The organism is Pseudomonas sp. SDO5532_S415 (genome assembly GCF_054071155.1).
The window spans coordinates 23,194-39,836 of record NZ_JBSVWS010000007.1; the positions used below are offsets into that span (position 1 = coordinate 23,194).

The 16,643-nt window shown below is 59.0% G+C and carries 12 protein-coding genes; all 12 read left to right on the forward strand.

Features of this window, described 5'->3' with window-relative positions:
* Positions 1–36 precede the first annotated feature (36 nt).
* The 12 genes from rseP (at position 37) to ACW9HW_RS04270 (ending at position 16,641) form a co-directional block, all read left to right on the forward strand.
* Positions 37–1,389, forward strand: a complete 1,353-nt coding sequence (gene rseP, locus ACW9HW_RS04215; RefSeq protein ID WP_457398558.1) for a sigma E protease regulator RseP — start codon at positions 37–39, stop codon at positions 1,387–1,389.
* A gap of 72 nt (positions 1,390–1,461) precedes the next feature.
* Entirely contained in the window at positions 1,462–3,837 is a 2,376-nt protein-coding gene (gene bamA / locus ACW9HW_RS04220) for an outer membrane protein assembly factor BamA (RefSeq protein WP_095197087.1), read from the forward strand.
* 45 nt (positions 3,838–3,882) lie between these two features.
* A complete protein-coding gene (locus ACW9HW_RS04225) occupies positions 3,883–4,386 on the forward strand; it encodes an OmpH family outer membrane protein (RefSeq protein WP_095197086.1) in 504 nt (167 codons plus the stop codon).
* A 3-nt stretch (positions 4,387–4,389) separates the two neighbouring features.
* Entirely contained in the window at positions 4,390–5,445 is a 1,056-nt protein-coding gene (lpxD, locus tag ACW9HW_RS04230) for a UDP-3-O-(3-hydroxymyristoyl)glucosamine N-acyltransferase (protein WP_457398561.1), read from the forward strand.
* Positions 5,446–5,553: 108 nt separating this feature from the next.
* The gene (gene fabZ / locus ACW9HW_RS04235) at positions 5,554–5,994 is read left to right on the forward strand and encodes a 3-hydroxyacyl-ACP dehydratase FabZ (protein WP_007940511.1); all 441 of its coding nucleotides are present in this window, start codon (positions 5,554–5,556) and stop codon (positions 5,992–5,994) included.
* Entirely contained in the window at positions 5,991–6,767 is a 777-nt protein-coding gene (gene lpxA, locus ACW9HW_RS04240) for an acyl-ACP--UDP-N-acetylglucosamine O-acyltransferase (RefSeq protein WP_095197084.1), read from the forward strand. The genes fabZ and lpxA overlap by 4 nt, the downstream gene beginning before the upstream one ends.
* Before the next feature lie 2 nt (positions 6,768–6,769).
* Complete coding sequence (lpxB, locus tag ACW9HW_RS04245) at positions 6,770–7,900, forward strand: lipid-A-disaccharide synthase (protein ID WP_095197083.1); 1,131 nt, start codon at positions 6,770–6,772, stop codon at positions 7,898–7,900.
* 11 nt (positions 7,901–7,911) lie between these two features.
* Entirely contained in the window at positions 7,912–8,538 is a 627-nt protein-coding gene (rnhB, locus tag ACW9HW_RS04250) for a ribonuclease HII (RefSeq protein ID WP_095197082.1), read from the forward strand.
* Positions 8,539–8,653: 115 nt separating this feature from the next.
* The gene (dnaE, locus tag ACW9HW_RS04255) at positions 8,654–12,175 is read left to right on the forward strand and encodes a DNA polymerase III subunit alpha (RefSeq protein WP_095197081.1); all 3,522 of its coding nucleotides are present in this window, start codon (positions 8,654–8,656) and stop codon (positions 12,173–12,175) included.
* 141 nt (positions 12,176–12,316) lie between these two features.
* Positions 12,317–13,264, forward strand: a complete 948-nt coding sequence (locus tag ACW9HW_RS04260) for an acetyl-CoA carboxylase carboxyltransferase subunit alpha (protein ID WP_095197080.1) — start codon at positions 12,317–12,319, stop codon at positions 13,262–13,264.
* A gap of 142 nt (positions 13,265–13,406) precedes the next feature.
* The gene (gene tilS / locus ACW9HW_RS04265; RefSeq protein ID WP_457398565.1) at positions 13,407–14,735 is read left to right on the forward strand and encodes a tRNA lysidine(34) synthetase TilS; all 1,329 of its coding nucleotides are present in this window, start codon (positions 13,407–13,409) and stop codon (positions 14,733–14,735) included.
* Between the two features lie 274 nt (positions 14,736–15,009).
* Positions 15,010–16,641, forward strand: coding sequence for a CTP synthase (locus ACW9HW_RS04270; protein WP_095197078.1), 1,632 nt, complete (start codon positions 15,010–15,012; stop codon positions 16,639–16,641).
* Positions 16,642–16,643: the final 2 nt, after the last annotated feature.

The following is a 16,643-nucleotide window of genomic DNA, read 5'->3' on the forward strand; positions in this document are numbered from 1 at the left end:
CCCTTGCAGCACCAGATAGGAATGCGGAGAAAGTAGATGAGCGCGCTCTATATGATTGTCGGCACCCTGGTGGCTTTGGGCGTGCTGGTCACCTTCCACGAGTTCGGCCATTTCTGGGTCGCGCGTCGCTGTGGGGTCAAGGTGCTGCGTTTCTCCGTAGGCTTCGGCATGCCGTTGCTGCGCTGGTACGACAAGCAGGGCACCGAGTTCGTGGTGGCTGCGATCCCGCTGGGCGGCTACGTGAAGATGCTCGATGAGCGTGAGGGCGAGGTCCCGGTCGATCAGGTCGATCAATCCTTCAATCGCAAATCGGTCCGTCAGCGCATTGCGATCGTGGCGGCCGGGCCGATCGCCAACTTTTTGTTGGCGTTCGCGTTCTTCTGGGTGCTGGCCATGCTCGGTAGCGAGCAGGTACGCCCGGTCATCGGTGCAGTTGAGTCCGGCAGTATTGCCGCCAAGGCGGGTTTGAGCGCGGGCCAGGAAATCATCTCGATCGACGGCGAGCCGACTTCCGGCTGGGCGGCGGTGAATTTGCAACTGGTTCGTCGTCTGGGGGAAAGTGGTTCCCTGCAGGTGCTGGTCCGTGAACAAGGCTCCTCGATTGATTCGCCCCGTGAACTGACACTGGATAAGTGGCTCAAGGGCGCAGACGAGCCTGATCCGATTCGATCGCTGGGGATTCGTCCTTGGCGTCCGGCGCTGCCACCGGTTTTGGCGGAACTTGATCCGAAAGGCCCGGCGCAGGCCGCCGGCCTGAAAATGGGTGACCGGTTGCTGGCCCTCGATGGCAAGTCGCTGGATGACTGGCAGCAGGTGGTCGATACCGTCCGTATGCGTCCTGATACCAAAATCATGCTGCGGGTCGAGCGCGATGGTGCTCAAATCGACGTCCCTGTCACGCTGGCTGCACGCGGCGAGAAAAAGGCACCGAGTGGCTATCTGGGGGCTGGTGTGAAAGCGGTCGATTGGCCGCCGGAGATGATTCGCGAGGTCAGTTACGGTCCTTTGGCCGCGATTGGAGAGGGGGCTCAACGCACCTGGACCATGAGCCTGCTGACCCTCGATTCACTGAAGAAAATGTTGTTCGGCGAGCTCTCGGTAAAAAACTTGAGTGGACCGATAACCATTGCTAAAGTGGCGGGCGCTTCGGCCCAGTCGGGCGTCGCTGATTTCCTGAATTTCCTTGCTTATCTGAGTATTAGCCTGGGGGTTCTGAATTTGCTGCCCATTCCTGTGCTGGATGGGGGGCATTTGTTGTTTTATCTGATTGAGTGGGCGCGTGGTCGTCCCTTGTCGGATCGGGTGCAAGGTTGGGGGATACAGATCGGTATCAGTTTGGTGGTCGGAGTGATGTTGCTCGCTCTGGTCAATGATCTAGGCCGTCTGTAACGTCGCTGAATTGCGAATCTGCCGCATTTTGCGGCAGTTTGTTTATTGCCAGTTGGAATAAGAAAGGACTTCATGAAACGTCTGCTGCTAACTGCGGTTCTCACCGTATTGATGATCGCCGAAGTTCACGCCGAGTCCTTCACTATCTCTGATATTCGCGTCAATGGCCTCCAGCGGGTCTCCGCGGGTAGCGTCTTTGGTGCTTTGCCGTTGAACGTCGGTGAACAGGCGGATGATCGACGCCTGGTGGAATCCACTCGTGCGCTGTTCAAAACCGGGTTCTTTCAAGATATCCAGCTGGGCCGCGATGGCAACGTCCTTGTCATCACGGTAGTCGAGCGTCCGTCGGTTGCAAGTATCGAGATCGAAGGTAACAAGGCGATCTCCACTGAAGACCTGATGAAAGGCCTTAAACAATCCGGTCTGGCCGAAGGCGAGATCTTCCAGCGCGCCACTCTCGAAGGTGTACGTAACGAGCTGCAACGCCAGTACGTCGCGCAGGGCCGCTACTCGGCGACCGTCGACACCGAAGTCGTGCCGCAGCCGCGCAACCGCGTAGGCTTGAAAGTCAACATCAACGAAGGCACCGTTGCGGCTATCCAGCATATCAACGTGGTAGGTAACACGGTCTTCCCTGATGAGGACCTGATCGATCTGTTCGAGCTCAAGACAACCAACTGGTTGTCGTTCTTCAAGAACGACGACAAGTATGCTCGTGAGAAACTCTCCGGTGACCTGGAGCGCCTGCGTTCCTACTACCTGGACCGTGGCTATATCAACATGGATATCGCTTCGACCCAGGTGTCCATCACCCCGGACAAGAAGCACGTCTACATCACTGTCAACATCAACGAAGGCGACAAGTACACCGTTCGTGATGTCAAGCTCAGCGGTGACCTGAAAGTCCCTGAAGACCAGGTCAAGTCGCTGCTGCTGGTACAGAAAGGCCAGGTGTTCTCGCGCAAGCTGATGACCACCACTTCCGAGCTGATCACCCGTCGCCTGGGTAACGAAGGCTATACCTTCGCCAACGTCAACGGCGTGCCACAGCCTCATGATGAAGATCACACCGTAGACATCACCTTCGCGGTCGATCCGGGCAAGCGTGCGTACGTCAACCGCATCAACTTCCGTGGCAACACCAAGTCCGAAGACGAAGTGCTGCGACGCGAAATGCGTCAGATGGAAGGCGGCTGGGCTTCGACCTACCTGATCGACCAGTCCAAGACCCGTCTTGAGCGCCTGGGCTTCTTCAAGGAAGTCAACGTTGAAACCCCGGCTGTACCGGGTGTCGACGACCAGGTTGATGTCAACTACAGCGTGGAAGAACAAGCGTCCGGTTCGATTACCGCCAGTGTCGGTTTCGCCCAGAGCGCGGGCCTGATCCTCGGTGGTTCGATCACCCAGAACAACTTCCTCGGTACCGGTAACAAGGTCAGCATCGGCTTGACCCGCAGCGAATACCAGAGCCGCTATAACTTCGGTTATGTCGACCCCTACTGGACGGCTGATGGCGTGAGCCTGGGTTACAACGCGTTCTACCGTACCACTGACTATGATGATCTTGATGTCGACGTAGCCAGCTATTCCGTAGACAGCCTGGGTGCGGGTGCAAGCGTCGGTTATCCGATCAGTGAGACGTCGCGTCTGACCTTCGGCTTGACTGTCCAGCAGGACGAGATCAAGACGGGTGTGTATACCGTCGATGAGATTTTCGACTTCGTTAACAAGGAAGGCGATAAGTACCTGAACTTCAAGGCGTCGGCCGGCTGGTCCGAGTCCACCCTGAACAAGGGCGTACTGGCGACCCGCGGTCATTCCCAGAGCCTGGTGCTGGAAACCACGACGCCAGGCAGCGACCTGTCGTTCTTCAAGCTTGATTACCGTGGCCAGCTGTTCCAGCCATTGTCCGAAAACTACACCATGCGCCTGCATACCGAATTGGGTTATGGCGATGGTTACGGTTCGACCGATGGCTTGCCATTCTATGAAAACTACTATGCTGGTGGTTTCAACTCGGTTCGTGGCTTCAAGGACAGCACTTTGGGTCCTCGCAGTACACCAAGTACCGGCAAGAACCCTGGCACTGCTGTCGACCCGGACCAGGACCCGCTGCCGTTCGGTGGTAACGTCCTGATCCAGGGCGGTGTGGAAGTGTTGTTCCCTCTGCCGTTCGTCAAGGACCAACGCTCCCTGCGTACTTCGGTATTCTGGGATGTGGGTAACGTATTCGATTCCAAATGCTCGGATGTCGTTAATGCCGATGGCACTAAGTCCAATACCCAGTGCAACGACATCAGTCTGAGCAACATGGCAAGTTCCGTCGGTGTGGGTGTGACCTGGGTCACCGCGCTGGGTCCTCTGAGTTTCGCGTTGGCCATGCCAGTCAAGAAACCGGATGACGCTGAAACTCAAGTGTTCCAATTCTCCCTCGGCCAGACGTTCTAAGCGTCTGACCCAAGATAACGACAATGGATTTTGTAGGAGTGCATCGTGCGTAAGTTGACTCAATTGGTTCTCCTGGCTTCCGTACTGGTAGCAGGTCCGGCATTTGCCGACATGAAAATCGCCGTTCTGAACTATCAGATGGCCCTGCTGGAATCCGATGCAGCCAAGAAATACGCTGTGGATGCCGAGAAAAAGTTCGGTCCTCAACTGACCAAGCTCAAGTCGCTGGAAAGCAGCGCCAAGGGTATTCAGGATCGTCTGATGGCCGGTGGGGACAAAATGCAGCAAGGCGAGCGTGAGCGTCTGGAGCTTGAATTCAAGCAAAAGGCTCGTGACTTCCAGTTCCAGTCCAAGGAGCTGAACGAAGCCAAAGCCGTTGCCGACCGCGAAATGCTGAAGCAGCTCAAGCCGAAACTGGACAGCGCTGTGGAAGAAGTCATCAAGAAAGGTGCTTTTGACCTGGTCTTCGAGCGTGGTGCAGTGATTGATGTCAAGCCTCAGTACGACATCACGCGCCAGGTTATCGAGCGCATGAATCAGCTGAAGTAATCCATGACCGCGACCATTAAGCTCGGCCAATTGGCCGAGTTCCTCGGCGCCACCCTGCGTGGCGACCCGGAGACAGCAATTACTGGGCTGGCCACCTTGCAGGAGGCTGGCCCAACTCAGTTGAGCTTTCTCGCAAATCCCCAGTACCGCAAGTATCTGGCGGGCAGCCAGGCTGCAGCTTTGTTGCTCAAAGCCGCTGACGCTGAAGGTTTTGCCGGGAATGCGTTGGTAGTACCTGATCCGTACGCCGCTTACGCTCGTGTTTCCCACCTGTTCGATCCCAAGCCCAAGGCGGCTGCCGGCATTCATCCGACAGCGGTGATTGCGGCGGACGCGGTGGTTGATCCAGCGGCGAGCATCGGTGCCTTTGTGGTCATCGAAAGCGGAGCGCGAGTGGATGCGGGTACGACCATCGGCGCGCATTGCTTCATCGGTGCGCGCAGTGTGATCGGCGAAGGTGGCTGGCTCGCACCGCGGGTCACCCTGTATCACGACGTGCGCGTCGGCAAGCGGGTAGTGATTCAATCCGGTGCCGTGCTCGGTGGCGAAGGCTTCGGATTTGCCAACGAGAAAGGTATCTGGCAGAAAATTGCCCAGATCGGTGGTGTACTGGTCGGCGACGACGTGGAAATCGGCGTGAATACCGCCATCGACCGTGGCGCGTTGGCCGATACCATCATCGGTAATGGCGTGAAACTCGACAACCAGATCCAGATCGCCCACAACGTTCAAGTCGGTGATCACACCGCCATGGCCGCGTGCGTGGGGATCTCCGGCAGCACCAGGATCGGCAAGCACTGCATGCTCGCCGGTGGCGTAGGGCTGGTGGGTCATATCGACATTTGCGACAACGTTTTCATCACCGGCATGACCATGGTGACCCACTCGATCACCGAGCCGGGTGCCTATTCTTCCGGTACGGCAATGCAGCCGGCAGCCGAGTGGCGCAAAAGCGCGGCACGAATCCGTCAGCTCGATGACATCGCGCGACGTTTGCGACAGCTGGAAAAGCAGGCAGGGGAAGTGACCCCTGGCGGTAATGCTTCATCAGATGGCTGATACCATTTCCATATCAAGTGTGCACAGCCGCTAGACTGCGTCCTTGATTTGCTAGAGGAGTGCGCGTCAGTCGCGCGTTCCCAATCTTTACATAGGCTTCCCCCCGAAATGATGGACATCAACGAGATTCGCGAATACCTGCCTCACCGTTACCCGTTCCTGCTGGTGGACCGGGTAGTGGATCTGGATGTGGAAGGCAAGCGCATTCGCGCCTACAAGAATGTCAGCATCAACGAACCGTTCTTCAATGGTCACTTTCCCGCGCATCCAATCATGCCGGGCGTGCTGATCATCGAAGCGATGGCTCAGGCTGCCGGGATCCTTGGTTTCAAAATGCTCGACGTGAAACCGGCCGATGGCACCCTTTACTACTTCGTCGGCTCCGACAAGCTGCGCTTCCGCCAGCCGGTGTTGCCGGGTGATCAGTTGATCCTTGAAGCCAAGTTCATCAGCTGCAAGCGCCAGATCTGGAAGTTCGAGTGCCAGGCTTCGGTCGATGGCAAGCCGGTCTGCTCTGCTGAAATCATCTGTGCGGAACGCAAGCTATGAGTTTGATTGACCCTCGCGCAATCATCGATCCGACGGCCGTCCTGGCTGACGGTGTCGAGGTCGGCCCGTGGTCGATCATCGGCGCAGGTGTGGAAATCGGCGAGGGAACAGTCATCGGACCGCACGTGATTCTCAAAGGCCCGACCCGAATCGGTAAGCACAACCGCATCTACCAGTTCTCTTCGGTAGGCGAGGACACGCCGGACCTGAAGTACAAGGGCGAAGAAACGCGCCTGGTGATTGGTGACCACAACGTCATCCGCGAAGGCGTGACGATTCACCGTGGAACCGTTCAGGACCGCTCGGAAACGACCCTGGGCGATCACAACCTGATCATGGCCTACGCCCACATCGGTCACGACAGCGTTATCGGCAACCACTGCATTCTGGTCAACAACACCGCACTGGCTGGCCATGTGCACGTTGAGGACTGGGCCATCCTGTCCGGTTTTACCCTGGTTCACCAGTATTGCCACATCGGTGCCCACAGCTTTTCCGGCATGGGAACCGCCATCGGCAAGGATGTTCCTGCGTACGTCACGGTGTTCGGCAACCCGGCCGAGGCCCGCAGCATGAACTTTGAAGGCATGCGTCGTCGGGGTTTCAGCGAAGACGCCATCCACGCCCTGCGGCGTGCCTATAAGGTCGTTTATCGTCAGGGCCTGACGGTCGAGCAGGCGCTCGCCGAACTGGCTGAGTCGTCAGCCCAGTTCCCGGAAGTCGCAGTGTTCCGTGACTCCATCCAGTCTTCGACTCGCGGCATTACCCGCTAACCATGGCCAATCTGCGTATTGCGCTGGTGGCGGGGGAGGCTTCCGGCGACATTCTCGGCGCGGGCCTCATGCGCGCACTCAAGACCCGTCATCCGGCAGTCGAGTTCATCGGTGTCGGTGGTCCGTTGATGCAGGCAGAAGGCCTGCAGTCCTACTTCCCGATGGAGCGCCTGTCGGTCATGGGCCTGGTGGAAGTGCTGGGTCGGTTGCGCGAGTTGCTGGCGCGCCGCAAGAAGCTGGTGGCAGACCTGATCGCCGCGAAGCCGGACGTGTTCATCGGGATCGATGCCCCGGACTTCAACCTCAATATCGAACTCAAGCTGCGTCAGGCCGGGATCAAGACCGTGCATTACGTCAGCCCGTCGGTCTGGGCCTGGCGGCAGAAGCGGGTACTGAAGATTCGCGAAGGTTGCGACCTGATGCTGACGCTGTTCCCGTTCGAAGCAAAATTTTATGAAGAGAAGGGTGTCCCGGTGCGGTTTGTCGGACACTCCCTGGCCGATGCGATTCCCCTTGAGGCCGATCGCGCCGCCGCGCGGGCCGAACTGGGCTTGCCCGACGGGCCGCTTGTGGCATTGATGCCGGGCAGTCGTGGTGGTGAAGTCGGCCGCCTCGGTGCGCTGTTTCTCGACACCGCGCAGCGCCTGCGGGCCATGCGCCCTGGTGTGCGCTTCGTCATGCCTTGCGCCAATCCCGAGCGCCGTGCGCAGCTGGAAGAAATGCTGGCCGGTCGCGATCTGCCGCTGACCTTGCTCGATGGCAAATCCCATCTGGCCCTGGCTGCATGCGACGCGGTGCTGATCGCATCCGGAACCGCAACGCTGGAAGCCTTGCTGTACAAGCGGCCGATGGTGGTCGCCTATCGCCTGGCGCCGCTGACGTTCTGGATTCTCAAGCGCATGGTGAAAAGTCCCTATGTCTCCTTGCCGAACTTGCTGGCCCAGCGCTTGCTGGTGCCCGAGCTGCTGCAGGACGACGCGACGGTCGAAGCGTTGGCCCAGACCTTGTCGCCGCTGATCGAAAATGGCCAGGAGCAGACCCGCGGTTTTGACGAAATCCACCGTACCTTGCGTCTGGATGCCTCCAACCAGGCGGCGGATGCAGTCCTGAATCTGATCGGCCAGGTAAAATGAGTAAAACAAGCATGCAGATGGGGCTGGATTTCACCTTGGTCGCTGAAGTCGAAGAATTGGTTGCCGGTGTCGACGAAGTCGGTCGTGGCCCGCTTTGTGGCGCAGTCGTGACCGCCGCAGTGATTCTCGATCCGAGTCGGCCGATTCTCGGCCTTAATGATTCGAAGAAGCTCACCGAAGCCCGCCGCGAAAAGCTCTACGACGAAATCTGCGAAAAAGCCTTGAGCTGGTGCATTGCCCGCGCGGAAGTCGAAGAGATCGACGAGTTGAACATCCTGCATGCCACCATGCTGGCCATGCAGCGCGCCGTCGCCGGGCTGCACGTTCAGCCGAAACTGGCGATGATCGACGGCAACCGTTGCCCGAAACTGCCGATGCGCGCTGAAGCCGTGGTTAAAGGCGACAGCAAGGTCCCGGCGATCGCGGCAGCGTCGATTCTGGCGAAGGTCAGCCGTGATCGTGAAATGTCTGCTTTCGAATTGATCTACCCGGGCTACGGCATCGGCGGCCACAAAGGCTACCCGACACCCGTTCATCTGGAAGCGCTCGCCCGCCTTGGGCCAACGCCGATTCACCGGCGTTCGTTTGCCCCTGTACGCCTCGCTTATGAAGCACGGGAAAGCCTGATCGAGAGTTAGTCGCAAGGCTGATTTTTTATAGCAAGGCCCGGTACAATCCGGCGTCTTAAAGCGCGGTAGCTTTAAACGCCGGATTTCCGGGCATTGTTGTTTTCACGTTTTAGACAGGATCACTATGCCGGCTTCATTCGTTCACCTACGCCTGCACACTGAATACTCCCTGGTCGACGGTCTGGTGCGAATCAAACCGCTGGTCAAGACCCTGGTCGGCATGAACATGCCTGCCGTGGCGGTCACCGATCAGAACAACATGTGTTCCCTGGTCAAATTCTATAAAAACGCCATGGGTGCCGGGATCAAGCCGATCTGTGGCGCCGACCTGTGGCTGTCGAACAAGGACCCAGATAACCCGCTTAGCCGGATCAGCCTGCTGGTGATGAATGCCGAGGGTTACCGCAATCTCACCGAATTGATTTCCCGCGGTTTCATCGACGGTCAGCGCAATGGCGCGATCATCATTGAGCGCGAATGGGTGGCCGAAGCCAACGAAGGCTTGATCATGCTGTCAGCGGCGAAAGAAGGCGAAATCGGCCAGGCCATGATCAGTGGCAATCCCGACGAAGCCGAAACCCTGGCGCGTGAGTGGATGGCGGTGTTTCCGGACCGCTTCTACCTGGAAATCCAGCGTACCAACCGCCCTAATGATGAAGAGCAACTGCACGGCGCGGTGGCCCTGGCCGAGAAGATCGGTGCGCCGCTGGTCGCGACCAACGATGTGCGCTTCATCAAGCAGGAAGACTTCGCCGCCCACGAAACCCGCGTGTGCATCGGTGAGGGGCGCGCCCTCGACGATCCGCGGCGTTCGAAGAATTACAGCGATCAGCAGTACCTCAAAAGCGCCGAGGAAATGGCGGAACTGTTCAGCGACATTCCTGAAGCGCTGGAAAACACCGTCGAGATCGCCAAGCGCTGCAACATCGAAGTGAAGCTGGGCACGCACTTCCTGCCCAACTTCCCGATCCCCGATGGCATGACCATCGATGAGTATTTCCGCAAGGTTTCGTTCGAGGGCCTGGAAGAACGTCTTTCCGTTCTGCTGCCCAAAGACACCACTGAAGACTACGAAGCCAAGCGTCAGGTCTATGTCGACCGGTTGAATTTCGAACTGGATATCATCATCCAGATGGGCTTCCCCGGTTACTTCCTGATCGTGATGGACTTCATCCAGTGGGCCAAGAACAACGGCGTGCCGGTGGGGCCAGGGCGGGGGTCGGGTGCCGGGTCGCTGGTGGCCTACGTGCAGAAGATCACCGACCTTGATCCGTTGGAATACGACCTGCTGTTCGAACGTTTCCTTAACCCGGAACGGGTTTCCATGCCCGACTTCGACGTCGACTTCTGCATGGACGGTCGCGACCGGGTCATCGACTACGTGGCCGAGAAATACGGTCGCAACGCGGTCAGCCAGATCATCACCTTCGGTTCCATGGCGGCCAAGGCTGTGGTGCGGGACGTGGCGCGGGTACAGGGCAAGTCCTATGGTCTGGCGGATCGTCTGTCGAAGATGATTCCGTTCGAAGTCGGCATGACCCTGGAAAAGGCCTACGAACAGGAAGAGATCCTGCGTGACTTCATCAAGGTGGATGAAGAAGCCGCGGAAATCTGGGAAATGGCCCGCAAACTTGAAGGCGTTGTGCGTAACGTCGGCAAGCACGCCGGTGGTGTGGTGATCGCGCCGACCAAACTGACCGACTTTTCGCCGATCTATTGCGACGAAGCCGGTGACGGCCTGGTAACCCAGTTCGACAAGGACGACGTCGAAGCGGCCGGCCTGGTGAAGTTCGACTTCCTCGGTCTGCGGACCCTGACGATCATCGACTGGGCGCTGAAAACGATCAACCGCGACCGCGCCAAGGTCAACGAACCGCCGCTCGACATCGCGTTCATCCCGCTGGATGACAAACCGACTTATACCCTGCTGCAGAAAGCCGAAACCACGGCGGTGTTCCAGCTCGAATCCCGCGGCATGAAAGAGCTGATCAAAAAGCTCAAGCCCGACTGCCTGGAAGACTTGATCGCACTGGTGGCACTGTTCCGTCCCGGCCCGCTGCAATCGGGCATGGTGGACGACTTCATCAACCGTAAGCACGGTCGCGCCGAACTGGCGTACCCGCACTCGGACTACCAGTACGAAGGCCTCAAGCCCGTATTGGCGCCGACCTACGGCATCATCCTGTATCAGGAACAGGTGATGCAGATTGCCCAGGTCATGGCTGGCTATACCCTCGGCGGTGCGGACATGCTGCGTCGGGCCATGGGTAAGAAAAAACCCGAGGAAATGGCCAAGCAGCGCGGCGGTTTCATTGAGGGTTGCGCCACCAACAACATCGATGCCGACCTGGCCGGTAACATTTTCGACCTGGTGGAGAAATTCGCCGGTTACGGCTTCAACAAATCCCACTCCGCTGCCTACGGCCTGGTGTCGTACCAGACCGCGTGGCTGAAAGCGCACTACCCGGCGCCGTTCATGGCGGCAGTACTCTCGGCGGATATGCACAACACCGACAAGGTCGTGACCTTGATCGAAGAAGTGCGCACCATGAAGCTGCGCCTCGACGCGCCGGACGTGAACACCTCGGAGTTCAAGTTCACGGTAAACGACGAAGGCCGGATCATTTATGGTCTGGGTGCGATCAAGGGGGTGGGCGAGGGGCCGGTCGAGGCAATCACCGAGGCGCGTCTGGACGGTCCGTTCAAGGATTTGTTCGATTTCTGCGCCCGGGTCGACCTCAAGCGTATCAACAAGCGGACCCTCGACGGCTTGATCCGTAGTGGTGCGCTGGATCGTCTGGGGCCGTATTTCCACGACGAGCCGAAGGCTTATCAAGCCAACATCGACCGCAACCGCGCGGTGCTGCTGACCGCGATGGAAGAGGCGATCAAGGCGGCCGAGCAAACTGCCCGGACCCACGACAGTGGCCATGCGGACCTGTTTGGCGGTCTGTTCGTTGAAGAAGACGCCGACGTCTACGCCAATCACCGCAAGGCCAAGGAGCTGACCCTCAAGGAGCGGCTCAAAGGCGAGAAAGACACCCTGGGCCTGTACCTGACCGGGCACCCGATCGACGAATACGAAGGTGAAATCCGTCGTTTCGCCCGTCAACGCATCATCGACCTGAAGCCGGCGCGTGATACCCAGACCGTTGCCGGCATGATCATCGCCCTGCGGGTGATGAAGAACAAAAAGGGCGACAAGATGGGGTTCATCACCCTCGACGACCGCTCCGGACGGATCGAAGCGTCGCTGTTTGCCGATGCGTTCCATTCCGCGCAATCGCTGTTGCAGACCGATGCGATGGTGGTGGTCGAAGGTGAAGTCAGCAACGACGACTTCTCCGGTGGCCTGCGGTTGCGGGTCAAGCGGGTGATGAGCATGGAAGACGCGCGCACCAACCTGGCCGAGAGCCTGCGCCTGAAGTTGCATGCCAAGGACCTCAAAGGCGATCAGCTACGCTGGCTGGGTGAACTGTTGAAGCGCCACCGCGGTGCGTGCCCGATCACCATGGACTACACCAGTCCCGATGCGAAGGCCCTGCTGCAGTTCGGCGAAGGCTGGCGAATCGATCCGGCGGATGCGTTGATTCAAGCCCTGCGTGACCAGTTCGGGCGAGACAACGTCTTCCTCCAATACCGTTGACGGTGAGGTGGCATTACGCTTCCTTTATCGTGACCAAATTTTTTTAATCTCGACCTGAACGCGCCTCTCCCTTAAGGTAGGGCGCGAATAGACAACCGGCCGGCCCAAGCTCTCTTGGACGTCGACCCAAGACGGACGCCTATGAACCCGAATTTTCTAGATTTCGAACAGCCGATCGCCGACCTGCAAGCCAAGATCGAAGAGTTGCGCTTGGTCGGTAATGACAATTCGCTGAATATCGGCGATGAGATCTCCCGCCTGCAGGACAAAAGCAGCACGCTGACCGAAGACATCTTCGGCAAGCTGACCAGCTGGCAGATCGCGCGCCTGGCGCGTCATCCGAAACGTCCGTACACCCTGGACTACATCGAACACATCTTCACCGAGTTCGATGAGTTGCACGGCGACCGCCACTTCTCCGACGACGCTGCCATCGTGGGCGGTATCGCTCGTCTGGATGACCAGCCCGTAATGGTGATCGGTCACCAGAAAGGCCGTGAAGTTCGCGAGAAGGTTCGCCGCAACTTCGGTATGCCGCGTCCGGAAGGCTACCGCAAGGCCTGCCGCCTGATGGAAATGGCCGAACGCTTCAAAATGCCGATCCTGACCTTTATCGACACCCCGGGTGCCTACCCTGGCATCGACGCTGAAGAGCGTAACCAGAGCGAAGCGATTGCCTGGAACCTGCGCGTCATGGCTCGCCTGAAAACCCCGATCATCGCCACCGTGATCGGTGAAGGTGGTTCCGGCGGTGCGCTGGCGATCGGCGTTTGCGACCAGCTGAACATGCTGCAGTACTCGACCTACGCGGTGATCTCGCCGGAAGGTTGCGCTTCGATTCTGTGGAAAACCGCGGAGAAAGCACCGGACGCCGCTGAAGCCATGGGCATCACCGCCGAGCGCCTCAAAGGCCTGGGCATCGTGGACAAGGTGATCAGCGAGCCGCTGGGCGGCGCGCACCGTGATCCGGCCGCTGCGGCTGCCTCGATTCGTGCCGAGTTGAGCTCGCAACTGGCGATGCTCAAGAAGCTCGACCACAAGGCACTGCTGGACCGTCGTTACGAGCGTCTGATGAGCTACGGTCTCTGATCTGACCGGGCTACGATGCAAAACCCTGTGGGAGCGAGCCTGCTCGCGAAAGCTGTATAACAGCCAACAAATTTGTTGAATGTTAAATGGAATTCGCGAGCAGGCTCGCTCCCACATTGGTTCTATGTGAAGCGACCGATCTATGAATGCTTCGAAATTTGATCTGCCAGCCAGGCTTCTCCCGAATCTCGCTCCGTGGCGCAATGCCAAAACCTGGCGCATCGCCTTCTCCGGTGGCCTCGATTCCACTGTCCTGCTGCACCTTCTCGCACACCTCGCGAAAACCGAATCCCTGCCTGCGCTAAGCGCTATCCATGTGCATCACGGCCTTCAGGCTGCGGCAGACGCATGGCCGGAGCATTGCCGATCGGTGTGTGAGGGGCTGGGTGTGCCGCTGCAGGTCGTTCGGGTTCAGGTTCAATCCGGTGCCAGTCTTGAACGCGCGGCCCGGGATGCGCGTTATGCCGCGTTCACCGAAGTGACCCAGGCCAAAGAAGTACTGCTGACTGCCCAGCATCGTGACGATCAGGCAGAAACCCTGCTGTTTCGCCTGTTGCGTGGGGCGGGGGTGAGGGGGTTGTCGGGAATGCCGAGCCTGCGTCCGCTGGGTCGGGGGCATTTGCTGCGGCCACTGCTCGATATCACCCGTGCGGAGCTGGAGGCCTACGCGGCGGAGCATCAACTGAGCTGGATCGAGGATCCTTCCAACCAGGATCGACAGTTCTCGCGCAACTACCTGCGGCATCAGGTTTTCCCTGTGATGAGTGCACGTTGGCCCCAAGCGGTGGCGACCATGGCCCGCAGTGCTGCGCACATGAGCGAAGCGCAGGGATTGCTCGATGAGCTGGCACAAATTGATTTGAGCCAGGCGAGAACGACCAGCGAGTTCGATTGGCTGGGGTTGCCCTCGCTTGAATTGTCGTCCCTGGAAAAGCTTTCGCTCGCACGTCAACGCAATGCACTCAGCCACTGGCTCGAACCACTGACACGACTGCCGGACAGCGACCATTGGTCGGGTTGGGAAGATTTGCGTGATGCCACCGGCGATGCGCGGCCGATCTGGCGGCTGGCGGAGGGCGAATTGCATCGGGCGGGTGGACGGATCTGGTGGTTGTCCGGTAGCTGGTTGCGCGGTTTACCCCCGGTTCCCGCATGGCCCGCGCCCTCGCTGCCGTTGGCGTTGCCCGGCAATGGCGTGCTCACGCTCACCGGGCAAATCCCCGATGGTCCTTTGCAGATCCGCTATCGTGAAGGGGGAGAGGTGATGGAGTTGCCGGGTCGAGGGCATCGCGACTTGAAACGTTTGCTCAACGAACGCGGGGTGCCGCCGTTCGTGCGCGGCAGATTGCCGCTGTTGTTCAAGGGCGGGCAATTGCTGGCGGTGGCGAGCCTGCCCGGGCTGGATGGCAGTGCGGCGGGTGGCTGGAATTTGCATTGGCGGCCAATGGGCGAAGATCAAGGTTTGAGCTGAAAGGGGCTTTCCGGTAGACTACGCTCCCTTCTTGATACAACTTCTGTGGATTCGCCTGAATTGCAGGAGTTGCCGATTACCAAGCAGTCTTTGCTGGGCGATTCCAAAAAATGTGTAGCGAGCAACGTACCGGTGTTTCATCTTCCGGTCTGTCCCAACGCGGCGGTTTTTTTGAAAGGTGCACTGTGATTAATGCAGGTGATCGGGGGCTTCGGCCTTCCTTCGCTTTCCCCGGCGGCTCGGACCGCTTTAACGCAGACTTCTAGGGTTTTTCATGACGCGCTACATATTCGTCACGGGCGGTGTTGTTTCTTCATTGGGGAAAGGCATTGCATCGGCATCATTGGCGGCCATCCTGGAGGCGCGGGGACTTAAGGTCACCATGCTGAAGCTGGATCCGTACATCAACGTCGACCCGGGCACCATGAGCCCGTTCCAGCACGGTGAAGTGTTCGTCACCCACGACGGCGCCGAGACCGACCTGGACCTGGGCCACTACGAGCGGTTCATCCGCACGACCATGACCCAGAACAACAACTTCACCACCGGCCGTGTCTACGAGCACGTGCTGCGCAAAGAGCGCCGTGGCGATTACCTGGGCGCCACCATTCAGGTGATCCCGCACATCACCGACGAAATCAAGCGCCGCATCATCAAGGGCGCCGGCGATGCCGACGTGGCCATGGTCGAGATCGGTGGCACCGTGGGTGACATCGAGTCGCAGCCGTTCCTCGAAGCCATCCGTCAACTGCGTTTCGAAGTCGGTGCCAAGCGCGCGATGCTGATGCACCTGACGCTGGTGCCGTACATCGCCACCGCCGGCGAAACCAAAACCAAGCCAACCCAGCACTCGGTCAAGGAGCTGCGCTCCATCGGCCTGCAACCTGACGTGCTGGTGTGCCGCTCCGATCACCCGATCGACATTTCTTCGCGTCGCAAGATCGCGCAATTCACCAACGTTGAAGAGCGTGCGGTCATAGGCCTGGAAGACGCCGACACCATCTACAAGATCCCGGGCATCCTGCACGCCCAGGGTCTGGACGATTTCGTCGTCGAGCGTTTCGGCCTGCAATGTGGTGGTGCCGATCTGTCCGAATGGGAAAAGGTCGTCGATGCCAAGCTCAACCCTGAGCACGAAGTCACCATCGCCATGGTCGGCAAGTACATGGAACTGCTGGACGCCTACAAGTCGCTGATCGAAGCGATGAGTCACGCCGGCATCAGCAACCGCACCAAGGTCAACCTGCGCTATATCGATTCCGAAGACATCGAGAACCAGGGCACCGCGCTGCTGGAAGGCGTCGACGCGATCCTGGTTCCTGGCGGCTTCGGTCTGCGTGGCGTGGAAGGCAAGATCACCGCCGTTCAATACGCTCGCGAAAACAAGGTTCCATACCTGGGTATCTGCCTGGGCATGCAAGTGGCCGTGATCGAGTTCGCTCGTAACGTCATGGGCTGGAAAGACGCCAACTCCACCGAGTTCGATCGTGCAAGCGGTCACCCGGTCGTGGGTCTGATCACCGAGTGGGAAGATGCCACCGGTGCCGTCGAAATCCGTACCGAAGCGTCCGACCTGGGCGGCACCATGCGCCTTGGCGCTCAGGAATGCCTGCTCGAAGCCGGCTCCAAGGTGCACGATTGCTACGGCAAGGACGTCATTGTCGAGCGTCACCGCCATCGCTACGAAGTGAACAACAACCTGCTGCCGCAAATCATGGAGGCCGGCCTGAAAATCTCCGGCCGTTCCGGTGATGGCGCGCTGGTCGAAGTGGTAGAAGCGCAGGATCACCCTTGGTTCGTGGCTTGCCAGTTCCACCCGGAGTTCACCTCGACGCCACGCGACGGTCACCCGTTGTTCAGCGGTTTCGTTAAAGCAGCTTTGGCTCAACACCAGAAGAAGGCTTGAAC